Genomic DNA, 25,729 nt, shown 5'->3' with positions numbered 1-25,729 from the left:
GTTATTTTTCGAGCGCCTGAATAACGTTTTCTAATTCAAGAGTGAGGTCACTGAGCTTTTTCGAAACAAGCGTTGATTTTTTCGTAACTATGTACTGCTCTTTCGAGGACAATATCCCTTCGTTTGTTCTGCCTACATTCTCGCTAACTGCACTCGAAATAGTCTTCATTGCCCTATTTACCTTTTTAGACGAGCTCGTAAGTTCTTCTGCTAAGGAAGAAATTCTTCTAATTTCATTTGCTACTTGATTTGACGAAGCTGAGAGGTCCTCAAACACACTAGTTGAGTCAATTGTGATTTGCAAGCCTTCTGATGTTGAATTTCGTACAGTCTCCATGTCATTTACTGATTTATCTGCATCCTGTTTCATAAGTTGCAATATGCTAGCTATTTCATTTGATGATTGTAGAGACTTTTCAGCCAGCTTTCTTACCTCATCGGCGACAACTGCAAATCCTTTTCCTGCATCTCCAGCTCTGGATGATTCAATAGCAGCATTTAACGCTAATAAATTAGTTTGAGTTGCGATATCCGATAGGACATTAATTATTTCTCCTATATTTTGCGCTCTTTCATGGAGCTGCTTAATCGTCGTGAACGAATCGTTTACATCACGATATACACTTTCCATTTGAGTTTGCAATTTTCCTGTTAGTACACTTCCATCCTCTGCTTCTTTTGCAGCTTCGCTCGACTTTTGAGATGTCTCTAGAGCAGTCTTGGTGATAGATTCGATACTCTGAGTAATAGATTTAATATCCATTTTGTTTTCTTCTATAATTATTAATTGCCTTTCTGCATCGTCAGCAACCTCTTCAAGCCCTGAGGCAAGCTGAGAACTAGCTTTTAGGGATGCTCCTGTTTGTTGTGAAATTTCTTCAGATACATCCGCCAAGCCCTCTGTTGTGTTTGATATCCGGTACACGATCTCCTTAACAATAGATGCTTTTTGGTTTTCTTCTCTAACCTGATAATTTTGTTCAATCTTTTTTGCGCTCTGTATTTGCCAGCTAACGGCACTGGAAGTAAGGATAAGAAACAAAGCATGAAGAATCATCATGGAAAATGGATACTCTTCCATACCAAAAACAAGCTCCGGAACATAAAAGAATCCTAACAGGTGCTGTGCCGCAAATGTAACGGTCATCATGAGGACCAGTTTACTATTTTGGTAGTAGCTTAATGCTGCCACAACCATAAAAATACTAAAATGAAACTCCACTCTTCCGCTCCCCCCAGAAATGATAGCAATGCTTCCAAAAGTTAGAACAAGTGTTAACAGATAAGGAATAAGTGGATGCTTTTTAAATTGAAGATAAAGAATCAAACTAACTATAAATAGTATAATGGGAACTACCATAAAAAGGTTTAACACGAGCCCAAAGTTTGTTTCTATTTCCAAGGCGGTCAGAAGGCTACCACCACCATGTGAATAATCAAATAAGTGAAGATTTCTTCCTAAATAGTTGATAGTAAGCATGATTAATAAAACGATCCCTGCCACAAAATGCATTAATTGGTTTTTTTCTTTATTCATTATAATTCCCCCACTTGCCCAAAAGGTTTTACTTTTTTATCGGTTAGCGGGCTAAATAGTTAACGCTTTTAAGATAAAAACTGGAAAATAAGGTTAGACTTCTTCATTTCATTCTTCATTTCTTTCCTTTACGAAATAGGACAATACTTAGAATTCCTGATAATAACCCAACCGCTCCTCCAGCTTCCAGATTTCCCAACAACAATCCAACGCCAGAACCGACTAATAAGCACGTAATAAAGGTTAATCCTACACTCGCTTCACTCATTTCGACACCTCCGCATTCCAATCTATAGTGTAGTGTATTAAGCATCTCTTCGTTTGGTTAATTCCAGGCCCAAAGCACTACAAAATGAAAAGTATATGTAAGCGTTTTACGTTATATTCGGAAAATTCCTTATTGCTATACTTCTTTATACGTGTTTAAATATCTAGTAACCAAAAAAATCGAAGAGGTGATTGTGTGGGAGAGCAAGTTTCTGTCAGTCTACTTGGTTTAGGGGTAGTTGGCTCAGGTGTTGTAAAGCTCATAGAGAACCATCAAGAAGAATTAGCACATCGGTTAGGTTGTAGCGTACAGGTAAAAAGTATCTTAGTACGGGATATTGAAAAAGTGCGTGATGTTTCGATTGATCAGACCCTTCTCACCACAGATCCAAATGATATATTACAAGACCCCGAAGTGGACGTTGTGGTGGAGGTAATGGGAGGTATCGAGGAATCCTTCCAGCACATTTTGGACGCATTTTCTGCTAAGAAACATGTCGTTACGGCAAATAAAGATCTTGTAGCTTTACATGGTCCAGAACTTCAACAAGCTGCCGATAAAAATCATTGCGACTTTTATTATGAGGCAAGTGTTGCTGGCGGTATCCCTATCTTAAGGGGAATCACCGATGGCCTTTCTTCCGATCGCATTCAACAAGTAATGGGGATTGTAAACGGTACGACAAATTATATTTTAACCAAAATGAATAACGAAGGAGTCTCTTATGAGAATGCTTTAAAGGAAGCACAGGAACTGGGATTCGCTGAATCAGATCCCACCGCTGATGTAGAAGGACTTGATGCAGCAAGAAAAATGGCGATCCTTGGTAGACTAGCCTTTTCCACGGACATCGAATTGTCAGAGGTGGAGGTAGCAGGGATTAAAAATCTCGATCTAGAAGATTTGAAATACGGAGAGCGCCTAGGTTATACCATGAAGCTCATTGGCTTTGCAAGCTGTGAGAATGGCCAAGTCGAAGTAAATGTCCAACCGACCTTGCTATCCAAAGACCATCCACTAGCAGATGTGAAGAATGAATATAACGCAGTCTATGTATATGGAGAAGCAGTCGGCGAAACGATGTTTTATGGTCCAGGTGCTGGCAGCCTACCTACAGCCACTGCTGTTGTCTCTGACCTTGTAACAGTTATTAAAAACATGAAGCTAGGAGTGAGCGGTCACAGTGCCGTTAAACCACGCTTTAAAAAAGAGTTAAAAACAGCAGATAAACGACTCGGCCAATATTATATCCGTTTGCATGTAAAAGACGAAGTAGGAGCTTTTTCCACTATCTCTTCTCTTTTTAATACGTTTAATATTAGTTTCAAGCGGATTTTACAGACACCCGTGAAGAAACATGAAGTTGCGGAAATCATTTTAGTCACACACCAAACGTCTTTAGAAACATTTAATCATTCCTTACATGATCTAAAGAATTTAGATGTGGTTATGAAAGTAAAAAGCTACTACAAAGTTGAGGGAGATGTTGAACGTGAAATGGCAGGGGTTACTAAAACATTATAAGGAATATTTGCCTGTAACCGAAAACACACCAGATATCAGCCTAGGAGAAGGAAACACTCCTTTTGTCCATTTTAAAAATTTATCCGAACAGCTTGGGATCGAATTATATGGAAAAGTAGAAGGCGCAAACCCGACAGGTTCTTTTAAAGACAGAGGAATGGTGATGGCTGTGGCAAAAGCGGTAGAGGAAGGAAGTAATGCCATTGTATGCGCATCTACAGGTAATACTTCGGCTTCCGCCGCGGCATATGCGGCTAAAGCTGGCATCCGGGTTATTATTGTTATCCCAAAAGGGAAAGTAGCAATGGGGAAACTCGCGCAGGCTATTATGTACGGAGCAGAAATTGTAGAGATTGACGGGAATTTTGACGAAGCCCTTGCAATGGTGAGGGAAATTAGTGAAAAGGCAGATGTCACCCTGGTTAACTCCGTCAATCCGTACAGACTAGAAGGACAAAAGACAGCTGCTTTTGAAGTGTGCGAACAATTAGGGACCTCCCCTGACATCCTTGCTATCCCTGTTGGGAATGCCGGGAATATTAGTGCCTATTGGAAAGGATTTAAGGAGTATAACGAAAAGACAGATAGCGGCCTTCCACAAATGTTCGGATTTGAAGCGGAGGGAGCAGCAGCTATCGTAAAGGATCAAATTATTAAAGATCCTGAAACAATTGCAACAGCAATTCGAATTGGTAATCCAGCAAGTTGGAAACTCGCGGTTGCCGCAAGAGACGAATCGGCTGGAATAATTGGTTCTGTTACGGATAAAGAAATTACAAAAGCTTTTAAACTATTGGCCCAGCAAGAGGGAATATTTGCTGAACCAGGCTCCTGCGCCTCCGTTGCAGGTGTCATCCAGCAATGTGAGCAAGGAGTTATTCCTAAGGGCAGCAAGGTGGTTACCGTTCTAACAGGAAATGGTCTAAAGGATCCACAGACTGCTATTGAACAGATGGAGGTTAAGCCTGTTGCCCTTCCGAATGATTCAGACTCCCTACTACGCTATATTGGAAGTACGGTGACAGTATGACAGCTTTTCGTATTAGCGTTCCTGCCAGCTCCGCAAACTTAGGGCCGGCATTTGATTCAGCAGGAATTGCGCTGAACTTATATTTAACACTGGAAGTTGAAACACAGGATGAATGGGAATTTATCCATGTTTCCGACCTGCTTCCAACTATTACAACCTACGAGGAACATTTTATTTACCAAATTGCCAAGCAGACAGCTGACCAATTTGACTTAGTACTACCGCCTTGTAAGGTGAGGGTTACGAGTGACATTCCATTAGCTCGTGGTCTTGGCAGCAGTGCTGCAGCGGCCCTCGCTGGGGTAGAAATAGCAAACCAACTATGCCATCTCAATCTGTCTAGTGAAGCCATACTGAAGTTTGGCACTGCATTGGAAGGCCACCCAGATAATATAGCTGCGTCCTTATTGGGAGGATTAGTCATCTCCACCTTAGAAGAGGAGGAGGTACATTACGTCAAGCTTCCCCTTTCCGAACTAGAAGCTGTTATAAGTATCCCCTCCTTTGAGTTAAGAACAGAGGAAGCCAGAAATGTATTGCCAGACCACTTCACTCGAAAGCAAGCAGCAACAGCAAGCAGTCTTAGCAATGTACTAATTGCTGCATTAGCTTCAGGGAACGTAAAGCTAGCGGGAGAAATGATGGAGAAGGACTTGTTTCACGAGCCATACCGAGCCGGATTACTCCCCCATTACGAGAAAATTAAACGAGAAGCAAAGTTGGCGGGGAGCTTTGGCACTGTTATAAGCGGGGCTGGCCCCTCCATGATCTCATTCACCCGAAAAGGGACTGGCCGCTCCTTAGCTCAACACCTGCAAGAACTATTCCCGGACTTACAAGTGAAAGTTGCCCAGATCGATCAGGAGGGCATGCAAATATACTGAAACTCATTTGGTGGGATCTTATTGCTATTAAGACCGGACAAAAAATGCTGAGACCAGCTACAGATTACTGTAGCGAGCTCAGCGTTTTTTAGTTATTTCATAATCGAACTCATCAATGCTTTTTGCGCGTGAAGTCTATTTTCAGCTTGCTGAAATACGACAGATTGTTTTCCATCGATGACTGCTGCATCTACCTCTTCTCCTCTGTGTGCTGGAAGGCAATGCATAAACGAAACGTCCGGCTTTGCTAAAGAAAGAAGCTCAGATGTAACCTGGTAATGCTGGAATGCTTCTATTCTTTGTTGTTGCTCCTTTTCCTGCCCCATACTCGCCCACACGTCTGTATATACAATATCCGTATCTTGCACAGCTTCATTCGGATTAGACTCCACCACAATCTTTCCACCCGAGATTGCTGCAAGCTGTTTTGCCTTGTCTATTTCTTCCTTCATTGGGATATAGCCATCCGGAGCACAAACTGTAAGATTCATCCCCATTAAACCTGCCCCAATCATGAGTGAATTCGCCATATTATTCCCGTCGCCAATGTATGTAATGTTAACTCCTTCAAGTACACCTTTTTGTTCTTTGATTGTTAACAAGTCTGCAAGCACCTGACAGGGATGATAAAGGTCAGTAAGTCCATTTATAACAGGGATACTAGCATTTGCAGCAAGCTCTTGGACCGTCTCTTGAGAAAAAGTTCGAATCATAATTCCATCTAGATATCCTGATAATACCTTGGCAGTATCGGCAATTGGCTCACCCCTGCCAATTTGTAAATCCTTTGTGCTTAAAAATATTCCATTTCCTCCGAGCTGATAGATACCAGCCTCAAAAGAAACCCTAGTTCGAGTCGAAGCCTTTTCAAATATCATGCCAAGCGTTTTTCCTGTTAGAGTGGATTCCTCCTGTCCAGCTTTCCTTTTTACCTTAAGCTGTTCTGCTAATTCAAGTAAGTAGTTGATTTCTTCCTGTTTGTAATCGCCTAATGTTAGAAAATCACGGCCCTTTAAAGACTTCATACTATTTGGCGCTTCTTTTAATTCCATCGTCACCATCCATCTCCACCCTTCAGAATGTATATGAATTATTATGCATTATTTAGAATAAATATACAATAACTTTCGCAAAAAAATCGCCTTGCTAATTTTTCTAGCAAAGCGATTAAGACTATTTCACCTTTATAAACAGCACCTTTAAGTAGTTTCCTTGTTGGAATTTACGATCTACCTGAAAGTCAGCCGGAAGATGGTATTCCTCTAAAATTTTGTAGCCTGTATTCATTTGCTTAAAGGCCTTTTCCACAAAGCCCTTGAACTTTCTCATTCCAAAGCTGGCATTGTTTGTCGATGCGACAATCACGCCATTTTTCTTTGTAATAGATACGGTATCCATTAGAAGCTTTGGATAATCCTTTGAGGTACTAAACGTACGTTTTTTTGACCTTGCAAAGCTTGGTGGGTCAAGTACCACCATATCAAATTTCAATTGATGACGTTGCGCATACTGGAAATAATCAAATACGTCCATAACCCGGATATCATGCTGTTCAAAGTCAATATCGTTAACGCTAAATTGTTCAATCGTTTTTGCTTTGGAACGTTTGGCAAGGTCGACGCTCGTCGTCTTATCTGCACCACCTAGCGTGGCGGCTATGGAAAAAGCTCCTGTATAAGAAAACGTATTTAACACATGCTTGCCCTTTGCGTACTTATCACGAATGGCTTTTCTGACTTCTCTTTGATCCAAGAATATCCCTACCATGGCCCCGTCATTTAAATAGACAGCATAGCGCATGCCATTTTCTTTAATGATAAGTGGAAATTCACCACGTTCACCTTTGACAAAGTCATCATCTTCCATATATTTTCCCTTTGTATCAAAACGCTTCTTTTCATAAATAGCTTTATAATCACCGAGGTTGTCCAGTACTTGGATAACTTGTTCTTTGAACGTATAAATTCCATCGCTATACCAATTGATCAGGTAATAGCCATCAAAGTAATCGATAGTAAGTCCGCCGATTCCGTCTCCTTCGCCATTAAACAAACGAAAAGCGGTCGTCTCTTCATCCTGATAAAAGCCTTGGCGCTTATTTATCGCCTTAAGGATTTTTCGCTGGAAGAAGGAGAAGTCAATTGCTTCATCTTGCTTATTTGTTAACACCCAGCCAATCCCCTTGTTTTGCCGCCCATAATAACCTCTTCCAAGAAAGTTATTTGTAGAGTCAACCAAATCAATAATGGCTCCCTCTTCTTTCAATACGTGTTCATTTGTTATTGCTTCCTTACTAATTAATGGTACACCCTTACGAAAATCCTGTATAAAAGGTTCTTTAACTTTTATTTCAATAGTATTTTGCATCTTTTCATCCTTAACTCTTTTTTCTTATTATCGCATGTGATTTGGAAAAGCGAAAGGAATGATAAATTCTCCCTACCGTCTCATTATTTCCACTACTTCCTGTAGGAAATTCATACTCTTGCAAAACAAAGCGTTAAGATGTGGTATGATGGGATTTATTAGCCCTAAATAACTTTTTGAAGGAGTCATTCATGAGAACAAAACCACTTGTAAATTTTAGTGAAATGACGAGAAACACTCTTCCCCATTATTATGATTATGCTTACCCGCTTAACAAAGCCCAGCAAGTTCTAAAAGAGAAGCTAGGGGAAGACCTGACCTTGTACGAAACAGAAGAAGGGCTGGACGAATTAGATGAAGCGATCGATATGATGCTGCAACAAGAAGATCCGGCAATTGAAAAACTAGGTTCGATCTATGATACTGTAGCAGTTTCTACCATTTCCTATAACGAGACAGAACAATACCAAATCAAACCTTCTTTAAATAATCATATTTTTTACTTCCCTACTTTTCATGTAGCAAGTATGAAAATACCAATCTACCAAAGTCATATGGAATTCGAACGTTCTTTTATCTTTGCACGAAGTGACCAGGACCTCGTTCTTTTTCTGAAATATATAACGAAACAACAGCGAGAAAACATGACAGAAGGCATTACGGTTTTAACAGATACCGAAGACGGGCTAGACCGGTCTAAAGAAAAGTTAACCAACCAGATCTCCAGAGAAAACATCCTATTAGATAATAACGTTAAGACAGATATCTTTCGTTCCATTGATGAGTTTTTTGTAGGAAGCGGGGGGTTTTATAAGGAATACAACATTCCATACAAACGGGGCATTTTACTGTATGGAAGCCCGGGTAATGGAAAAACAACACTCGTTAAGTCGATTGCCGGCAGTGTATCAGCACCTGTTGTCTATTGGCAAATCACTGAATATACCTCAAGCTATTCGATAAGCGAGGTTTTTGCTACTGCGACCAAGATGGCACCACTTGTTTTGATTATTGAGGACATTGATTCCATGCCAGAAGAGTCGCGCTCGGTGTTTCTAAACACACTTGATGGCGCGACTTCAAAGGAAGGTATTTTCCTTATCGGTACCACCAACTATCCAGAGAAAATTGATCCAGCACTTATTAACCGAGCTGGTAGATTTGACCGAGCTTATGAAATTAAACAGCCCGGCGAACCGCTGCGCGAAACCTATTTACGTAGTAAGGGGCTAGAACGGTTCCTTGACGAGACTGCTATTTCACAGTTAACAAAGCAGACGAAGGGATTATCCATCGCCCAGCTAAACGAGCTCTATATGTCTATCGCATTAAAATGGCATTATGAAAAACAAGTAGATGCAGAGGAAATTGTGAAGGAATTACAAGAAAACCACCGCAAAACGATGAAGCAGGAATGGGAAATGGGAGAGTATGCAGGGAAACTAGGGTTCTAAGTATCTATTTTAAAGCTAATAATATGGCAAAAATCCGAGCAGACTCAACTTGTCGTCGCTCGGATTTTTTAGCTTTCTTTCTGTAATGAGCATTAATCCTATAAAGCTTGGCTTATTAGTTTACGTATTCGATATAAGAGTCTGGATCAAGATCAAGTGTCTTTTCTTCCCCTACCCTGATTAAGATGATATTTTCACCGTGAAACACGCTTGACTCATTTTGATTTCCAACCATTTTTCTTTCTATAAATTGGTTATACGGAAAAGGTTCTCTAAAGGTATAAAGCTCTACATACTGATGTTCAACGGGATTGTTTAATTTTAATAAGCCCTTGGAGAGTGTTGCTTCTGGCGGTCTGATATAATTGCTCATATCCTCTCCATCCACATACAGTGGTGTTTCATAGTACGTAACTTCAACTTTATTTTCTAATCCAGGGACCTTTTCCACAAAAATAGAAGCCATAAATTCATGACTCGGCTCTGAGGATATTCGCAGATCCCCATCCGTATGGGTGAAACCCCACTCTTTGCGGATATATTCCGAATCGATTTTTTTTATATTTCCAGACTCTATATAGCTATAGAGCGAAAGACTGCTCAGCCTCTCCTCTTCACCACTTGCTGTGCCCTCTTCGAACGGTTCTAAAAAAGCGAGGATAATTCCACAGGCGACTAGAACGGCACCATAAATGGGCAGTAGCCATCTTTCTTTTCGCCGCATTGCTGGAAAGTGTTTACTAATAAACCTAATTAATAAGAGAGCTCCCCCTATTAAAACAAAAAGGATTAATAATGGAGCAAATACTCCGCTATTGTTTATCATTTCCTAACCTCCAGACGATTAGAAACGAGCATACTTGCTGCAAAAAGCAGTAAAACGGTTCCTAAAATTTTCATTGCAAATAACCAAAAAATATTCTCTTTGAAATAAAACTTAAACATTAATATCATACCAGGTTCATTAAAGTCATAGACAAAAAGGAAACCTAGGAGTGCAACAGGGATAATAATAACTAACGTACGGTGCAACTGTACAACACTGCCTATTAAATAACCGAGTGCACCTATAAAGAGAATGTACAATATTGTAGCAAATGCCCCAGTGAACCACTCACCAAGAGTTAGTGGATTGGCTTCTGTTAAAAATGTATTTCCTTGAACATACTGAATCATTTGGATTACATATCCAGAGAAAATAGCTGTTAGTCCTGCAACTACACTGGCTGAGAAAATGAAAAGAATATTAGCTAAATTACTGCTCAAACGATTTGTGACGAAAAGATAATCGTCATTCCGATACGACTTCGTAGTAATTAGGATAGATTTGAAGAAGGCCCATACCATAGTAAAACCGACCACATTATCAACAGAGTAATAATACAAATCAATCGTTACACTTCCCGTACTTGTGCCTGTTTGCCCTATCCCACCAGCACTAAAAACAATCGCAAGCAGCTGTAAGGCTATCATTGAATTAAACACACCTGAAAATGCCTTCCATTTAAAGAGGTATTGCTTTCCAACCAATGTACCAAGTGACATATTATTTAAAGACATCGTCGATCCCCCCTGTCGTGCGGTTTGTTAGATAGACACAGACATCACTTGCTGATACTGGTGTGACTTTCATACCGAGTTGCTTCGCTTTTTCCAGAGGTATCCCTTCACTTTTCACTACTGCATAACAGGTATTTGCCCCAACCTCTTCTGTATACAATACTTGCTTATCTGTTACCCATTGTCTAACCAATTCGGATCTGCCAGTTAAGCCTATTGCATAATTGCGAATCACATCAATTGGCTCATGAAGTAATTCTTTTCCATTTTTTATTACAAGTATGTCTTCTAATAACTCCTCCAGTTCTTCCAAATGGTGGCTGGAAATAATCATCGTTCTTGGGTGTGCAAGATAATCCTTTAGTAAGGCCCTATTGAAGTCCTTTCTTACTGAAGCATCCATCCCATTAGTTGGTTCATCAAACAAGGTAATTTCACAACGTGCAGCCAATCCAAAGATCATATTGAAGGTGCTCGCTTTCCCTTTTGAAAGATGGGTATGTAATTGATTCGGATGGAAGGAAAAATACTCGAATAAGCGTTCTGCCAGCTGACTGTCCCAATTGCCGTAAAAACGTTTACCCGCCTGCAATATCTCTGACAAGGTAAGCGTATTCGGAAAGTCCATTGAATCATCAATATAGGCAACGTTGGCAGAAACAGTCAGACTATTAAATGGGTTTACACTTAACACCTCTACATGGCCGGATGTTGGCCTCCAAAGACCAGCGAGAATCTTTAATAAGGTTGTTTTTCCAGCTCCGTTTCGGCCAATCAGCCCAGTAATGGTATTTTTCTTTATTTGGATGTTCAGTTCATTTAATGCAACTACACTGCCCTGCTTCTTTGTGACCTTTTCGCATTCCACTACATTCATTGCTCTTCCCCCTCTATCTTTTCCATGCTCTCCCGAAGCATTTCTTGTAGCTCAGATTCCCCTACACTTAATCGTGTTGCCTCTAATGCCACCTCATCTAATAATCCTTTTAATGTATGGTTTTTTCGTTTATCTAAAATTAACTGTCTCGCCTCTGGGGTAACAAACTTCCCCAAGCCACGCTTGCTGTATAGAATCTTTTCATCAGAAAGGATCGTTAGCCCTTTTGCTGCAGTTGCCGGATTGATTGTAAATATTTCTGCAAGCTTGTATTGCGAATAAACCTTGTCATCTCCTTGAAAATTTCCATTGAGTATTTCTGTTTCAATCCATTCCGCAATTTGGACATAGATGGGCTTCGTGCCATCTGAAAGTAAATGCAAACCAGCAACCTCCTTTAGCTAACTTAGTGCATTAGTCGTGTAATGTAGTATATAATTTTCTCAATAAAAAAACAAGAGCAAACCACCCTTTTTTGAACAATCAAAAAAATGCCTGCATAGCAGACATTAATTTATATACTCTCTATTAATCTAATCCAACAACGCGGCTCCTTCTTTCCAAAAGAACTACATCGCGCCAAACACCATTCAATTTACCAATGCGTTCACGAACTCCTACTTCTACAAACCCAGCATTTTCATGGAGGCGAATGCTCCCCTTATTTTCTGGAAATATCCCCGATTGCAATGTCCAAAACCCTTTTGCTTCACTTTCAGCAATCATATAGGTCATTAGCTTTGTACCAATTCCTTTTCCTGTACTTGCTTTACTCAAATAAATACTGAGTTCCGCAGCTCCTGCGAATGCTTTTTTACTCGAAGTGGGGAGAAGCGCTGCCCAACCAATAACATCTTTTCCGATTTTAGCTAATAATCTGCAGTCTTGTAAATACTTCTGATCCCACTCTTCCCAGCTTGGGACCTCTGTGTCGAATGTTGCATTTCCTGTTTCAATTCCTTCTAAATATATGGATCTCACCTCTGGCCAATCTGATGCGACCATTTGATCCATAACGATGTCATTTACATCCCTACTCATTAACAATCCAAAACCTCCGTTTTATCGTGCCATCTGTATCAAGAAAGCTTTTATCTTCTATACCAGCATTGTTTAGAATGGTTTTAGCAGACCCAATATTATCCTCATCACAAGTAACAAGGACGCGCGAAATTTTTAGATCTTTACATTTCAACAAAGCTTCCGCGAGAATACGTGTCGCATAACCCTTACGTCTTTCACTAGGTCTTACACTATAGCCAATATGTCCACCCACATTGCATAAATACTCTGTCAGTTCATGCCGGATATCCACCATTGCAACTATCCTATCATTTTCGTTAATTAGGAAGTAATTAGAGCTTGGCACCCACTTCCCTTGCCCGCTTTCCCTCACATGCAGGGCATTTAAATATTCCTCGTATGTATCGTGCCCCGTGAGGTTAAAACTACTGGGGATCATGCGAGATGGACCCCATTCTTTCACATATTGCCGGTGCTCTTCTTTCCATTCATTTGACGGGCGTACTAACCTCATCAAATCCCCCCTTTAGGTGCATGATTATAAAACATCATATATAAACATACCCTAAAATTGCAAGTGTTTTTTTCAGAATAGTTCAGCTGTTCTTTGATGTGCTATAATTTTGGTTACATAGGAGGTGATTACATGAAAGTGATTGTAGACGCAGATGCTTGTCCAGTAAAAGATACCATTATTAACATTTCATTAGAAAAAGGGATTCCCGTTATCCTTGTCTCTAGCTTTGCACATTATTCGAATGAACAACACCCTGAAGGAGTCGAAAATATTTATGTTGATACCGGAGCTGAATCAGCGGATTATCGGATCATGAAACTAGCAGATCACGGAGATGTACTTGTCACACAAGATTACGGTCTTGCTTCCCTTGCACTTGCCAAGAAGTGCCATGTTCTTCATCATACAGGATTTGCTTATACCAATGAAAATATTGACCAGCTTCTCCAGACACGGTATCTTAGTGCGATGGAAAGAAAAAGCGGAAAACGGACAAAAGGGCCAAAGCCATTTACGCATGAGGATAGAGAAAAATTTGCTACCCTTTTCACGCAAAAAATGAGGGAACTGGAAGACCCGTCATAGGAATTCCAGCCCCTTTTATATAAAAACACGTATTTAAGATTTGGCTGATCTTGGTTTTAGTGGTGCGTTTCGCATCATTGGATATGTGATAGCTAGCCCGACAGCTCCAAATGCGCCTAATATAATGGCAACGACATTCCCGCGCCATTCAAACGATGTTAGCGATTCTATAAGAGGAGCTAGCACGCCACCATAATATAGAAACATAACAGGAATAACGATAGCCATAAAGCATAGTGTCAATCTTACCAATCCTAATCGGTAAAATAAGCTAAATAGGAGAAAGGCCATTCCAAATAGAAAGAGAGCTGTCATCATATCGAGCCATAGATAGGACAAGAAATGATAGTCTTTATAAAAGATTTCTCCAGGATGTAAAACTCCCCTGAAATTGAGCTTCCAATCACTTAATGTCACAAGGCTGAATTGGAGCACATTCAAAATAAATACCACAACCGCAACAGATAAGATTCCAACCCCATAGAAGGATTTCAAAATCTGTAACCTTGTGCTGCCCATTCCTACTCCAATTGGTAATAGTGTCTTAAACCCAAATATTGCAAAGCTCGGAATAAAGAAGTAAGCAGGACCAGCTATAGAGCCAATCGCTTCACTCATATCAAATATTAAGCCTAAAACGATCCAAAGAACAGTCAGCGGCAGGGTAACGGAGAGAATCAAGACGTTTAGGAAAAACCACCTGGCATCTTCGTAAACCATTCTTGTTGTTCCACTAGTTATGCTCATCAAGCACACCCCCTTCTGTTAGATTTAGTAGATAGTCCTGTACCTGTGCCTTTTCAACAGATAACCCGTTCTCCCTTGCGATCTGTTCCCACTCTTTAGAATATGTGGCAAGCATCATCACCTTGAGCATTTTACCCATCGTATTTCTCTCCAAGACACGCTCATTCTTTATGACCGCTTCTACTTTTTCCTGATTACCTGTTAGCCAGAACCCCTTTCCCCTAATTATCTCCATCTCCTCATGAAGGAAAATCTTCTGATTGTGGATAACGACCAAGGACTCACAGAGTGGCTGGATTTCCTCTATGTGGTGGGAGGATAGTAAGATGAAACGCGGGTTTTCTTCATAGGATTCCTTCAATGCTTGATAGAATTTCTTACGTATACCTGCATCTAATCCGTTTGTCGGTTCATCCAAGATCGTGACCTTCGCATGACTAGCAAGGCCAATTGTAATCTGAACAGCTGTCTTCATTCCTTTGGACAGTTTTGTTACCTTTTTATTTCTTGGGAGATTGAAAAGCTTTAATAGTCGGTCAGCGGTTTCCTGATGCCAATTTGGATTAAAATAACGGCCAAACCTCAGAGCATCTTCTACAGTCCAGATGATACTGAAAGGATGATCCTCTTCCATATAGCAAATATCCTTCACTATATCTAGATTATTAAAAGGGGAGTGACCAAATACTTCAATATTCCCGGCTGTGGGCTTTTGGTGGCCGGCGAGTAATTTCATGAGGGTGGTTTTACCAGAGCCGTTCCTTCCCCAAAGTCCTGTAATAACAGGCTCTTCCTCGGTGAAAGCAATCTCCTCTAGAATTGTTTCCTCACTATAGGCAAATGTCACATTTTCTAGCCTTATCATTTTGTCTCCTCCTTCATTAACTGAATAATAGAATCTACATTCAATCCGAGCCTGTTTCCCTCATCTAACAAAGGCTTTATATAGTCCTGCACGTATTGCTTCTGTCTTTCCTTCACCAAGCTTTCTCTTGCTCCCTCTTTAACAAACATGCCAATACCCCGCCTTTTATAAATAAGGTTTTCATCTAAAAGTTGTTGGAGACCCTTCCTTACTGTTGCTCTATTAATGTTATAGAACTGTGATAATTCATTTTCTGAGGGGACCTTTTCATTTTCTTTAAACTCTCTATCTATTATATCGTCTCGTATCATATCGGCTATTTGTTGAAATATTGGTTGGGACTCATCTAAAACCGCTCTCACTACAGAACCTCCTCTCAGGATGGTTGGTTGTATACTTGTGTAACCAACTATACTTCGAATCGAAATGAATGTCAATAGGCAACCAAGAGATGGGCTAACCGGCTGGATAATGATCCTGCTCTTTGTTAAAATATAGACAGTATAAGGACGTGAAGAGGAGGAAGTTAGCGCATGAAAATTATCTCGATCGAACCGACACCAAGCCCCTATTCTATGAAAATAAATGTGGATGAAAAAATGCCTGATGGCCAAACAGAGAATTATAAGCGCGAAGATAAAATGGATGATGCTCCAGCTTATGTCCGTAGTTTATTTCAAATAGATGGGGTTAAAGGGCTTTACCGTGTTGTTGATTTTATTGCACTGGAAAGAAACCCCCGAACGCCATGGGAGGAGATTCTTCCAGCAGTTCGTCAAACATTAGGTTCTTCTGAGCAGCCAACTGAAGAACAGCAAGAAGCAAACAGCGAGCAACAGGAAAAGGCTTTTGGAGAGGTACATGTCTATATTCAAATGTTCCGCTATATTCCTATGCAGGTAAAACTCGAAGAAGGCGATACAGAGGAACGGTTTGGGCTTCCAGAACGTTTTATGAACGCTGCCTTGAAGGCTTCTGAAGCTACTGATAATATGTTGATGGAACGAAAATGGGTTGAACAATCGCCTCGCTATGGCGACCTCAAAGAGATCGGTTCAGAGGTGGTGGAGGAAATAAACGCCAGCTATGACGAGACACGCCTCGCTCAACTCGTACACTTTGCTTTAAATAACGATGCAACGGGAAATCGAACGTTTTATCATAAGGTAACATTAGAAATGATGGAAGCTCCTAACTGGAAGGATCGTTATGCAGCGCTAGATAGAATGGACCCTACTGAAGCTGACTTACCTGTGCTAGATAAAGCTTTGGATGATGAAAAGGCCTCAATTAGAAGACTAGCCACCGCCTATCTCGGTATGATTGAAGAGAAAAAGGTATTGCCATATTTATACAAATCATTGAGAGACAAGGCAGTTAATGTTAGAAGAACGGCTGGAGATTGTCTATCTGATCTCGGCTTTGAAGAAGCGATGCCAGAAATGGTCAATTCCTTGACCGACAAAAGTCGTCTTGTCCGTTGGCGGGCAGCCATGTTCCTTTACGAACTCGGAGATGAAACAGCAATCCCTGCCTTAAACGACGCATTACAGGACCCAGAGTTCGAGGTAAGAATGCAAGTTAAAATGGCATTGGCTCGAATCCAAGGTGGAGAGCGTGCCAAAGGATCGATTTGGCATCAAATGACAGAGGCTGCTAAACAAAAATAATCCACCCTAGCGCCATGCACTCTGGTAGATTATAGTAATCTTTGCTCCCCTTAAAGGGAGACTTCCGATATCTTACCGTTAGTGGCATTATCCGCCAATAACGTTATTTTTATTTACTAAACGCTTAAACAATAAGTTCGGAGTTTTTCTCTTGATAAAAACGAACTGCTTTTTCTAATAACGGACCATCAAAGTCAGGGAAAAAGACGTCTGTAAAGTATAGCTCCGCGCTGGAAGACTGCCATAACAGAAAATTACTCATCCGCTTTTCCCCGCCTGTTCGTATAACCAACTCCGGATCCGGAAGTTCTCTTGTGTATAAACATTGCTGGAGGACTTGTTCATTTAACTGCGTGAGATCCATCTTCTCGTCTTGCAATTCCTTAACAATATGTCGTACCGCCTGCAAAATATCGTCCCTCCCGCCATAGTTAAAAGCGAAATTTACGATCAATCCTGTATTGTCCGCTGTTTCGTTTACCGCATTCTTCAAGGCCGTTTTTGTTCGAGTAGGGAGCGCTTCTAAATTACCGGATATACGGACAACAATATTGCGTCTTTGAAACTCAGGAAGCTTCTGTTTAAAAAACTTAACAGGCAGATGCATTAAGTAGTTTACTTCTTCCATTGGCCTTGACCAGTTTTCAGAAGAAAAAGCATAAAGTGTAAGAACTTCAATACCCAAGTCAATGCTGGTATCAATAATTTTTTCCATCGTTTTCGCGCCAGCATAATGGCCCTCACTTCGCGTCAGGCCTCGTTGTTTTCCCCATCTTCCGTTTCCATCCATCATAATCGCCACATGCTTTGGGACACTTTTCCCCATCGAAAACATCTCCTTCCCTTTTATCTTATTAAAAGCCCATTTCCTTAAACTTTTGCATGACTTCTTGTCGTTTAAAATTATACGATTGCCACGGCGCTTCTTCTTTCTGGCGTAGCCTTTCCCCTATTTGCGTCAGCATTGGTTTCAATCCCAAGTAATTCGGGTCTGATTTATAGATTTCCAATAATCCATCCCAGCCTGTATAAGATAGTGAATTTAAATAATCAATATCTACCTTCTCTGTCATTTCGTATCTGGCAATGTTTTGCTTGGTCACAACCTGCTCTACATTAACTGCATTTAGCCCTGTATAAAACAGAATGGCTCCTATCAAATAAAAATGTAACAGAGAGACTTTTTCAAGCCATACTTTTATTAAGGTGTACGCAAAAATAACCATAAGCAGTATCATAAATCCATGTGCCAACACTCGATCAATGGTATAACCATAGGCTGCTTCATACATACTTAATCGCTGGTAAGCAGATGCGAGCAAAATGGCGCTGAATACAATTAACAAAGTATAAAGGATCTTTAATACACGGTTAACTTTTGTGGATGCTTTAACAAAGGTCAAAAAGCTGATTAACAACGTCCAGTTGATTAATGTGACCATGCTCAATTCAAAGAACCCTCTTCTTGCATACTCTGCATAAGTGAATCCTTCCTCCAGGCTGCCTCCAAAGAAATAGGTAAACTGAACAGCTGCAAAAAGGCCGTACAAGAGATTTAAAATTGAAAGAATGGTAACCGATGTAACGCCTTCCCATTCGGTCACTTTTTTATAGGGATCATAAGATTGTTTTGGGAACCGCTTCATGCGAATCGCCTGAAACAGACCGAAAAACAAGAGTGCAGCTATAATGACAAATAACGTTCGGAAGAAGCCTTCAAGAAAGTTTAACTGCAACAGAAACGCTGGCAAGGATACGAGCATTTCCTCAAATACTGAATCGGCTGACATTAAAAGAGCGCCAACAACAAACAGAAGCGGTAAACTAAAGCCAATCCCAATCAAAATGCGAATCATTACTTTAGATGTTCCGTCCTTCACGTTCTTAAACAGACGGTTGAAGATACTTTGAAAAAAGGCAGAAATATACTGATACAGTTGCTCTAGTTTTGATTTTAATACCGCGATAAAATAACTCGATGCCCAATTATAGTTTTCTGGTGTTGTAATTAAAATGACATGTAAATACATCAATAAAGGGATGACAACTAAATTCAGACCATAAAACAAAATCGAATCGTAATAGAGGTAACTCCCTGCCAATATCCAAATCATGAGCATTAAGAGTAAGCCGATTCTCCTATGATAAAAAGCAAAGCCAGTGCGATAAAAAAGAACGCTGTAAAATCCGGCAACAAACAACAAATACGAGACGCCAATACGTCCATGGAAAAAGCTAATTTCCGCTAACACGCCGAGCCCTATGCACACGACTAAAAACAGAAAGTCTTTTCTTGTCACTTCTACTTTCATGGAATTTCCTCCAAGCATACTTTGTAATTCTATATGCATAGTGATTCTATGTATATAGGTAAAAAAATATCCGTTTGGGACAGAAGGAAGGAAATACCTTACACAGATTTCTTCCGTCCCCATTTATACCCAAGTCGACTGACGGGATATAATACGATCGTAAATCCGATACACGCCATAATAAACGGCAAACTTATCAATGGTTCAAACCATTTATGTGGAATAAATTTAAATATAACTAAATACATTAAGACCAGATTAGGGATTAAACAGATAAGAAACGTTTTTTTCAACAGTTTTCTTCCTGCTTCACCAAATTCCTTGCCTATCTCATAGCCAAGCAATCCCCAAAAAAAAGTGTAGATCACCATGATGAGAGACGCTGCTTTAGTGAGGCCTTCCCAAAGAATATCTGTCCAATTCCAATCGAATAGATGATAAATAATAGTTAAGGTAGCGCCACCTAAAAAAATTGCCACATTTAAGATTACAAAAAGCCACTGTGTTTTCTTAGGCGTAATCGCTGCCTCCTGTTTCCATAACGAGGCTATTTCCTCCGGCTCCCCTAGTCTTTCCACTAATATGGGATAAGAGCTTTTTCCCGTCTCTTGTTCTAATTCATAAATATGGGCCTGGTATTCAGCCAGAATCGACTCTTTATCCGGATGGTCATCAAGCTCATCTGCTAATTTCTCTTGGAAGGTTTTTGCTGCCTCATTCATGTTTCGTTTCTCCGAATCAGGTTATTCATTACTTGAACATAACGATGCCATTCACTCGTCTTTTCCTCAAGCATTGCCTTCCCCTGATCGGTAATCCGATAATATTTACGTGCAGGCCCCTTCTCCTGGTTTTGCCAATAGCATTCAATATACTCCTGCTTCTCCAGCTTATGTAGTGCCGGATACAAGGTACCTTCCTTAATTTGCAGGTTATGCTCACTACGCTGATCCATTTCCTTTACAAGTTCATAACCGTACATATCCCGTTCATCCAACAACTGTAATACAAGCAAAGAGGTACTGCCTTTCACTAACTCCCGATTAAACATATTTTTTCACCTACCTAGAATTATTAGGTATGTTCACTATATATAATTATTTTCTGTTTGTAAAGCACTTACCTGATTTCCTGGAGCATAATTTTTAACCGGTCCACCTTTTTCCTTAGCCGTGAGCGCTTGTCAGGTAAAAGTGAAATGCCAGACCGTTTAGCAACGACCTCTACTACACCATCAACGGGTAAGTTATCTGTATCAAGATGCGTAGCAAACACATTATCCTCCAACTCTCTCATTCTTTCTTTCATTTGCTGATACGCCCATGACCTTCTTCCTTCAAGTCTTTTTCGAAGTCTTTTAGCTACTGTATCTTTAGACGCCATGAGGGTAAAGTGTTTTACCTCAATGCCATCATCTCTTAAATTTCCAATGATTTCTTCAAAGTACGCCTTGTTTGTTAGCGTCATTGGAATAATGATAATACCGTTATAGTTATGAGCAAGCTCTTTTAGTAACGCTCTGTTTGCCTCCCGCCATAGCGGATAATCCTGAAAATCATTTTTGGCGAGTTCTTTAGGAACGTTTTTCATTAAAGCGAACCCGAAGCGCTCCGGATCATAGACACAGGCTTGTTTCAATCTCCGCTTTAATTCGTAAGCAGTGCTTGTCTTCCCTGACCCAAACGTTCCATTAATCCATATAAGCATGGAAAATCTCCCCCTTTCAATCTAGACAGCACACCTTGTTTCTTATATAATAGCACTAACTTAAAACGAAAGGGTGACCCGGGTACATGAAGTTATAATCCTATTTCACTTAAAAACATCTGCATAGGTATGAGAAGAAAAACAGACCAGATCTGTCTTTTTGGCACGTTGGGAAGTATAAAATTTTAGCTAGGAAGCAATAACGACTTAGTTAAAATTTTGAAGACCAAAGTATAAGAAAAACGTGCACATTCTCTAAAAGACAAGCGAATGCGAGTTTTTCTAACATGCCACTTATGAATGTTTTAGAATAGGATTGTTTCATGTATTTGGATAACTGCACAAGGGGGAAGTATCCTTTTTTGTGCTACACCTGCATGCTGCCTTCTATTCTAAAAACGAATAGGAGGCTTTTTTGTCTCCAAAGCAAAAGCGGAAGCGACTGTTTAGAGACGTACGGACTGGAGTGAACCGCAGGAGATAAAGGAAATACAGTGACCTTAGGGAGCTGATATTGACTTATCGTACGGAGGTGAGGGAAGTCACGCTAGTCTCTGGGCGCTAGAGCTAGACGTGGCCTTTTTGCAAATGAATTATACAAGTCTTAATAAACTGGAACGGAGAGGATATTATGCGTTTGATAGAAGCACGCGATATAAACATTGATGCCCGGGATCGTCGTTTAGTCCAGCTAGAATACCTTGCCATACATGCACAGGATCGTATTGGCCTTGTAGGGAATAACGGAAGTGGAAAGACAACATTACTTGAGGTACTCGCAGGTAAAAAAGCACCTGACAATGGGCTCGTAACAGCCCACACATCTATCGCTCACATCCCACAATTAAAACGAACAGATACGATAAAGAGTGGCGGAGAGGTGACCCAGGAATATATTAACGATGCTTTTTCCCAAAATGCTGGACTAATCTTTGCTGATGAACCTACAACAAATCTTGATACAACCCATATCGAGAAGCTGGAAACACAACTGAAAAAACGACAAGGGGCCATGGTAGTTATTTCGCATGACAGGGCCTTCCTTGATGCACTTTGCAATAAAATTTGGGAGCTAGATGAAGGAACCATAACAGAATACAAAGGAAATTATTCTGATTATGCAAGCCAGAAGGAACAAGAAGTAGAACAAAAGCGACAGGCTCACGCCCAGTATGAAAAAAAGAAGAAACAACTGGAAGAAGCGCTTGAGATTAAAGAGCAAAAGGCCCAGCGAGCAACAAAGAAGCCGAAACATACAAGTAATTCAGAGGCGAAGATTACGGGTGCAAAGCCATATTTTGCAAACAAACAAAAGAAACTACGCAAAACAGCAAAAGCAATTGAAACCAGATTAGATAAGCTAGAAAAGGCCGATAAAGTTAAGGAAATTGCACCAATTAAAATGCAATTACCAAATAAAGATCGCATTCGCAACCGGATCATTTTACGTGCCGAAGAAATTTCCGCAAAAGTAGGGCAACGTACACTGTGGAAGGATGCGAGCTTTACAATATCTGGTGGTGATAAAGTAGCCATTATTGGACCAAATGGCAGTGGAAAGACCACACTTATAAAAAAGCTTATTAAGGAAGCTCCGGGTGTTACACACTCCCCTGCCATAAAAATTGGTTACTTTAGTCAAAACCTTGATATTCTAGACAAGGAAAAAAGCATTATAGAAAATGTTAGCGAAACATCCAGTCAAGAGGAAACAATAATCCGTACTGTTCTTGCCAGGCTACGTTTTTTTCGTGATGATGTGTATAAGAAAGTGGATATCTTAAGTGGTGGAGAGCGCGTTAAAGTAGCACTCGCAAAACTACTCCTAAATGATATTAATACGATAGTCTTAGACGAACCAACTAACTATTTAGATATTGAAGCAGTAGAAGCATTAGAAAATTTACTGTCAGATTATGAAGGTACTATCATTGTGGTGTCCCATGATAGACGCTTTATAGAGCATCTTGCCAGTCGCGTCTTTTCCATTGAAGACAGTACCCTTCACATTGTAGAAGGCGATTATCAAACCTATAAAAATGACAGTGCTTCAGAATCGCCAAGCCAAGTTGAAGAAGAACTTTTCGTCATTGAAACAAGAATAACGGAGACATTAAGCAGGCTAAGTATAGAACCTTCCGAGGAATTGGACAGTATCTTCCAAAACCTTTTACAGCAAAAGAGAGAGCTGCAAAAAAAGCTCCAATAAAGGGAAATTTCATTTGGTGGGGTTCCCACTTCCCCATCAAATGCTAGCTGAACGAATCGGGCCTTTACTGGCAGTTGATCCCCCACTTAGGATGCTTGACTTCTCACATTCTTTAGGTCCGTGTTATATTGCCAGTTAAGCCGGGATAAAGATAACAGTGTTTTGCTTTCCATTGACTTTGAAGAGATTGTTATATATATTTAATTAATAATACATTAATTAAATATATATAAGGAGGATGAGCATAGTGGCCGATAACCTTTCATTAAAAGCATTCGTTGTATTAATGAAATCCTCTAAAACAATACAAGAGCGAGTAAAACAAGATATCCAGAGTTATGGTATGAAAACATCTGAATTTGCCATCCTGGAGACACTCTTTCACAAGGGGCGCCAAACGGTTAGGCAAATATCTGAAGCAGTCCTAATCAACACCGGCTCCATCACCTACGTTATTGATAAACTGGAAACAAAAGGCTTACTAGAAAGAGAACATTGTATGGAAGACCGGCGTGTTGTGTATATCCAGATTACTAACAAAGGTACGCAGTTAATGCAGGAAATTTTTCCAAAGCATCAACAAGTGATTGAGAATTTATTCGAAGGAGTTAGTAAAGAGGATATGCGTGTTGTAATAGAGACATTGAAAAAAGTGGGCCTCAAAGCCTAAAACACGGAAAGGAGCATGGGAATGAAACATATCTTTAAGAAGGGCAGTAACCCACAAAGACCTACTCTACTACTGTTACACGGTACTGGAGGTACTGAGCAGGATTTGCTTGCATTAGCTGATAAAATTGATCCCGAAGCGAATGTATTAAGTGTAAGAGGGAATGTTTCAGAAAATGGAATGCCTAGATTCTTTAGACGCTTAGCTGAAGGCGTATTTGATGAAGAGGATCTCATTTTTCGTACAGAAGAATTAAATCAATTTCTGGATGAAGCTTCCGAGAAATATGAGTTTGACCGAAGCGCAATTACCGCAGTTGGCTATTCCAACGGTGCTAACATTGCCGCAAGTTTAATGTTTCATTATAAGGACGCATTAAACGCTGCGATACTGCACCATCCTATGGTGCCACGCAGAGGAATTAGTCTACCTGACTTAAGTGGCAAGAAGGTCTTGATCACAGCAGGGACCAATGATCCAATATGCCCATCTCAAGAATCAATAGATTTACAACAACTACTACAAGAGGCTTCCGCAGATGTAGAAGTACACTGGGAAAACCACGGGCACCAGCTAACATTCAGTGAAGTAGAAGCCGCAGCAGCTTGGTATCGCTAAGAAAAGCGCTGGGCGCCGTTTAGAAACGTAGTGCTGGACCGAATCAACCAAGATAAAGGAATCACGATGAGGGACGAATCGATGATGACTTATTGTAGGGCGATTCGGGAAGTCACCTAGTTTATGGCGCTCCAGAAGCTAGACAAACAAAAGCTCCAGCGACCGTTAAGAAATTCTTAAAAAGTGCTAGCCGCATAAGAGGCTCCCTACCTATAGGGGCCTCCTATGTGGCTTTTTAATTTCGCAATATAATATAAACGAGGTACACCGCATAAAAAATTGCTAATACAGCTCCCTCTCGCTTTCCAACACGGAAATTTGTCCGCGAAAACACGAGCAACAATATTGTTAAAAGAAGCATAATCACAACGTCTATCCCAACTTTACTGCTAACAGAAAGTGGTGTGATAACAGAAGAAGCACCAAGCACAAACAAAATATTGAAGATATTACTACCGACAATATTTCCAAGTGCAATATCGCTTTGCTTTTTCAAAGCTGCCGTGATAGAAGTTACAAGCTCAGGAAGCGAGGTCCCTATCGCAATGATCGTGAGGCCGACCAACGTTTCACTCATCCCTACTGCATAAGCAATTTCTGTACCATTACTAACAACAAGCTCCCCACCAAAAACGATTCCAGCAAGCCCCAAAATAGTAAGCCCAATATTTTTACCCCACTTAATCTCATCTGGAATAGCCTCTGTTTGACTGTCTTGGCGGCTTTTAAGCGCTACTTCAATTACATAGTACATAAAAACAGATAAAAATAAGAGGAAAATAAGACCATCACTACGGGTTATCAGATTATTGCTGTGGTCCTGTAAAAAAGTATCATTTATGACTACTAAAAGTGCACCGCCTGCTAGTAATGTAAAGGGGATCTCCTTACGGATCGTTTCGTTTTCCACCTTTAAAGGGAAAATAATGGCCGCTATCCCTATAACAAGTGTGAGATTGAATATATTACTTCCGATTACATTACCCAACGATACATCGGAGCTCCCCTCCATTGCCGCAATTATACTTACAGTTGCTTCTGGGGAACTTGTTCCAAAAGCAACTATGGTTAAACCAATAAGGATGGGCGGCACTCTGAGAAGCCTTGCAATATTGGAGGAGCCATCAACAAACAAATCCGCTCCTTTAATTAGTAATACAAATCCTACCAGTAAAAGTAAATAAGCCAAGCCCTACCACGTCCTTTTTCTGAATGAGATTTTTCCCCTAGAAAACCATACCCCAGTTCCCGTCTTCGAAAGTTTTCAAGTTTATTTCAACTTGAAAATAGGAGACCCCCCTTGCT

Annotated in this window: 28 protein-coding genes; 9 read left to right on the top strand and 19 right to left on the bottom strand. The window is 40.4% G+C overall.

The features are described 5' to 3' along the window. Nucleotide 1: 1 nt before the first annotated feature. Together ACTWPF_RS17515 and ACTWPF_RS17510 are read right to left on the bottom strand one after the other, a co-directional pair. A complete protein-coding gene (locus ACTWPF_RS17515; protein ID WP_443149965.1) occupies nt 2-1,537 on the bottom strand; it encodes a methyl-accepting chemotaxis protein in 1,536 nt (511 codons plus the stop codon). Between the two features lie 115 nt (nt 1,538-1,652). After that, nucleotides 1,653-1,805 carry a hypothetical protein gene (locus ACTWPF_RS17510; RefSeq protein ID WP_155988297.1) on the bottom strand — a complete coding sequence of 51 codons (153 nt, stop codon included), beginning with the start codon at nt 1,803-1,805 and terminating at the stop codon, nt 1,653-1,655. A gap of 195 nt (nt 1,806-2,000) precedes the next feature. Here ACTWPF_RS17510 and ACTWPF_RS17505 point away from each other — a divergent pair, with 195 nt between their 5' ends. Genes ACTWPF_RS17505 through thrB form a run of 3 tightly spaced genes read left to right on the top strand, consistent with a single transcriptional unit; the run spans nt 2,001 to nt 5,243 of the window. Beyond that, the gene (locus tag ACTWPF_RS17505) at nt 2,001-3,329 is read left to right on the top strand and encodes a homoserine dehydrogenase (RefSeq protein ID WP_443149964.1); all 1,329 of its coding nucleotides are present in this window, start codon (nt 2,001-2,003) and stop codon (nt 3,327-3,329) included. Beyond that, nucleotides 3,298-4,359, top strand: coding sequence for a threonine synthase (gene thrC / locus ACTWPF_RS17500; protein WP_443149963.1), 1,062 nt, complete (start codon nt 3,298-3,300; stop codon nt 4,357-4,359). The genes ACTWPF_RS17505 and thrC overlap by 32 nt, the downstream gene beginning before the upstream one ends. Then, nucleotides 4,356-5,243, top strand: a complete 888-nt coding sequence (gene thrB / locus ACTWPF_RS17495) for a homoserine kinase (protein ID WP_106895570.1) — start codon at nt 4,356-4,358, stop codon at nt 5,241-5,243. Before thrC ends, thrB begins: the two co-directional genes overlap by 4 nt. A gap of 92 nt (nt 5,244-5,335) precedes the next feature. Here the strand turns inward: thrB and argF are convergent, their stop codons facing one another. After that, nucleotides 5,336-6,295: an ornithine carbamoyltransferase gene (argF, locus tag ACTWPF_RS17490; RefSeq protein WP_420830811.1), complete on the bottom strand. Its 960-nt coding sequence runs from the start codon at nt 6,293-6,295 to the stop codon at nt 5,336-5,338. A 121-nt stretch (nt 6,296-6,416) separates the two neighbouring features. Further along, entirely contained in the window at nt 6,417-7,610 is a 1,194-nt protein-coding gene (locus ACTWPF_RS17485) for a class I SAM-dependent rRNA methyltransferase (RefSeq protein ID WP_443149962.1), read from the bottom strand. Between the two features lie 191 nt (nt 7,611-7,801). Between ACTWPF_RS17485 and ACTWPF_RS17480 the strand changes: the two genes are divergently transcribed. Then, on the top strand, nt 7,802-9,064 hold the full coding sequence (locus ACTWPF_RS17480; RefSeq protein WP_443149961.1) for an ATP-binding protein: 1,263 nt from the start codon (nt 7,802-7,804) through the stop codon (nt 9,062-9,064). Nucleotides 9,065-9,179: 115 nt separating this feature from the next. Here the strand turns inward: ACTWPF_RS17480 and ACTWPF_RS17475 are convergent, their stop codons facing one another. The 6 genes from ACTWPF_RS17475 to ACTWPF_RS17450 all read right to left on the bottom strand — a co-directional run bounded on the left by ACTWPF_RS17475 (nt 9,180) and on the right by ACTWPF_RS17450 (nt 13,038). Beyond that, complete coding sequence (locus tag ACTWPF_RS17475) at nt 9,180-9,890, bottom strand: hypothetical protein (protein ID WP_443149960.1); 711 nt, start codon at nt 9,888-9,890, stop codon at nt 9,180-9,182. Next, nucleotides 9,887-10,624: a hypothetical protein gene (locus ACTWPF_RS17470; RefSeq protein WP_443149959.1), complete on the bottom strand. Its 738-nt coding sequence runs from the start codon at nt 10,622-10,624 to the stop codon at nt 9,887-9,889. Before ACTWPF_RS17470 ends, ACTWPF_RS17475 begins: the two co-directional genes overlap by 4 nt. Beyond that, nucleotides 10,611-11,501 carry an ATP-binding cassette domain-containing protein gene (locus ACTWPF_RS17465; RefSeq protein ID WP_106895564.1) on the bottom strand — a complete coding sequence of 297 codons (891 nt, stop codon included), beginning with the start codon at nt 11,499-11,501 and terminating at the stop codon, nt 10,611-10,613. Before ACTWPF_RS17465 ends, ACTWPF_RS17470 begins: the two co-directional genes overlap by 14 nt. Next, nucleotides 11,498-11,884 (bottom strand): GntR family transcriptional regulator, encoded by a 387-nt coding sequence (locus tag ACTWPF_RS17460; protein WP_443149958.1) that lies wholly within the window; start codon nt 11,882-11,884, stop codon nt 11,498-11,500. Before ACTWPF_RS17460 ends, ACTWPF_RS17465 begins: the two co-directional genes overlap by 4 nt. A 145-nt stretch (nt 11,885-12,029) precedes the next feature. Then, entirely contained in the window at nt 12,030-12,542 is a 513-nt protein-coding gene (locus tag ACTWPF_RS17455) for a GNAT family N-acetyltransferase (protein WP_443150056.1), read from the bottom strand. Then, nucleotides 12,535-13,038 carry a GNAT family N-acetyltransferase gene (locus ACTWPF_RS17450; protein WP_238019389.1) on the bottom strand — a complete coding sequence of 168 codons (504 nt, stop codon included), beginning with the start codon at nt 13,036-13,038 and terminating at the stop codon, nt 12,535-12,537. The genes ACTWPF_RS17455 and ACTWPF_RS17450 overlap by 8 nt, the downstream gene beginning before the upstream one ends. 132 nt (nt 13,039-13,170) lie before the next feature. On the opposite strand from ACTWPF_RS17450, the gene ACTWPF_RS17445 reads away from it, so the two are divergent. After that, a complete protein-coding gene (locus ACTWPF_RS17445) occupies nt 13,171-13,626 on the top strand; it encodes a YaiI/YqxD family protein (protein ID WP_443149957.1) in 456 nt (151 codons plus the stop codon). 33 nt (nt 13,627-13,659) lie between these two features. Here the strand turns inward: ACTWPF_RS17445 and ACTWPF_RS17440 are convergent, their stop codons facing one another. From ACTWPF_RS17440 to ACTWPF_RS17430, 3 genes are read right to left on the bottom strand one after another with little or no spacing between them, the layout of a single operon-like run. Next, on the bottom strand, nt 13,660-14,373 hold the full coding sequence (locus ACTWPF_RS17440; protein ID WP_106895560.1) for a hypothetical protein: 714 nt from the start codon (nt 14,371-14,373) through the stop codon (nt 13,660-13,662). Next, nucleotides 14,360-15,238: an ABC transporter ATP-binding protein gene (locus tag ACTWPF_RS17435; protein WP_161464430.1), complete on the bottom strand. Its 879-nt coding sequence runs from the start codon at nt 15,236-15,238 to the stop codon at nt 14,360-14,362. Before ACTWPF_RS17435 ends, ACTWPF_RS17440 begins: the two co-directional genes overlap by 14 nt. Next, nucleotides 15,235-15,600: a GntR family transcriptional regulator gene (locus ACTWPF_RS17430; protein ID WP_161464431.1), complete on the bottom strand. Its 366-nt coding sequence runs from the start codon at nt 15,598-15,600 to the stop codon at nt 15,235-15,237. The genes ACTWPF_RS17435 and ACTWPF_RS17430 overlap by 4 nt, the downstream gene beginning before the upstream one ends. Nucleotides 15,601-15,771: 171 nt before the next feature. On the opposite strand from ACTWPF_RS17430, the gene ACTWPF_RS17425 reads away from it, so the two are divergent. Continuing rightward, entirely contained in the window at nt 15,772-16,908 is a 1,137-nt protein-coding gene (locus tag ACTWPF_RS17425) for a conserved virulence factor C family protein (RefSeq protein ID WP_161464432.1), read from the top strand. 124 nt (nt 16,909-17,032) lie between these two features. Here ACTWPF_RS17425 and ACTWPF_RS17420 read toward each other — a convergent pair whose 3' ends face one another. The 5 genes from ACTWPF_RS17420 to ACTWPF_RS17400 all read right to left on the bottom strand — a co-directional run bounded on the left by ACTWPF_RS17420 (nt 17,033) and on the right by ACTWPF_RS17400 (nt 20,927). Beyond that, nucleotides 17,033-17,734 carry an isoprenyl transferase gene (locus ACTWPF_RS17420; protein WP_106895556.1) on the bottom strand — a complete coding sequence of 234 codons (702 nt, stop codon included), beginning with the start codon at nt 17,732-17,734 and terminating at the stop codon, nt 17,033-17,035. A gap of 28 nt (nt 17,735-17,762) precedes the next feature. Further along, the gene (locus ACTWPF_RS17415) at nt 17,763-19,220 is read right to left on the bottom strand and encodes a DUF4153 domain-containing protein (RefSeq protein ID WP_443149956.1); all 1,458 of its coding nucleotides are present in this window, start codon (nt 19,218-19,220) and stop codon (nt 17,763-17,765) included. Nucleotides 19,221-19,318: 98 nt separating this feature from the next. Continuing rightward, the gene (locus ACTWPF_RS17410; RefSeq protein ID WP_058949237.1) at nt 19,319-19,942 is read right to left on the bottom strand and encodes an HAAS signaling domain-containing protein; all 624 of its coding nucleotides are present in this window, start codon (nt 19,940-19,942) and stop codon (nt 19,319-19,321) included. Next, nucleotides 19,939-20,271 (bottom strand): PadR family transcriptional regulator, encoded by a 333-nt coding sequence (locus ACTWPF_RS17405; RefSeq protein ID WP_036576991.1) that lies wholly within the window; start codon nt 20,269-20,271, stop codon nt 19,939-19,941. Before ACTWPF_RS17405 ends, ACTWPF_RS17410 begins: the two co-directional genes overlap by 4 nt. A 68-nt stretch (nt 20,272-20,339) precedes the next feature. Further along, the gene (locus ACTWPF_RS17400; RefSeq protein ID WP_443149955.1) at nt 20,340-20,927 is read right to left on the bottom strand and encodes an AAA family ATPase; all 588 of its coding nucleotides are present in this window, start codon (nt 20,925-20,927) and stop codon (nt 20,340-20,342) included. 631 nt (nt 20,928-21,558) lie between these two features. Here ACTWPF_RS17400 and ACTWPF_RS17395 point away from each other — a divergent pair. The 3 genes from ACTWPF_RS17395 to ACTWPF_RS17385 all read left to right on the top strand — a co-directional run bounded on the left by ACTWPF_RS17395 (nt 21,559) and on the right by ACTWPF_RS17385 (nt 24,424). After that, nucleotides 21,559-23,136: a Vga family ABC-F type ribosomal protection protein gene (locus tag ACTWPF_RS17395; protein ID WP_443149954.1), complete on the top strand. Its 1,578-nt coding sequence runs from the start codon at nt 21,559-21,561 to the stop codon at nt 23,134-23,136. A gap of 238 nt (nt 23,137-23,374) precedes the next feature. Beyond that, nucleotides 23,375-23,806, top strand: a complete 432-nt coding sequence (locus tag ACTWPF_RS17390) for a MarR family winged helix-turn-helix transcriptional regulator (RefSeq protein ID WP_443149953.1) — start codon at nt 23,375-23,377, stop codon at nt 23,804-23,806. 21 nt (nt 23,807-23,827) lie between these two features. Then, the gene (locus tag ACTWPF_RS17385) at nt 23,828-24,424 is read left to right on the top strand and encodes an alpha/beta hydrolase (protein ID WP_106895551.1); all 597 of its coding nucleotides are present in this window, start codon (nt 23,828-23,830) and stop codon (nt 24,422-24,424) included. Nucleotides 24,425-24,659: 235 nt separating this feature from the next. Here ACTWPF_RS17385 and ACTWPF_RS17380 read toward each other — a convergent pair whose 3' ends face one another. After that, complete coding sequence (locus tag ACTWPF_RS17380; RefSeq protein WP_443149952.1) at nt 24,660-25,613, bottom strand: calcium/sodium antiporter; 954 nt, start codon at nt 25,611-25,613, stop codon at nt 24,660-24,662. Between the last annotated feature and the right edge of the window lie 116 nt (nt 25,614-25,729).

The sequence above is a fragment of the Oceanobacillus sp. M65 genome (genome assembly GCF_052246275.1).
GTDB lineage: Bacteria > Bacillota > Bacilli > Bacillales > Amphibacillaceae > Oceanobacillus_B > Oceanobacillus_B jordanicus.
The sequence above is the reverse complement of the archived record's forward strand: the minus strand, read 5'-3'. Positions and strand labels throughout refer to the sequence as shown.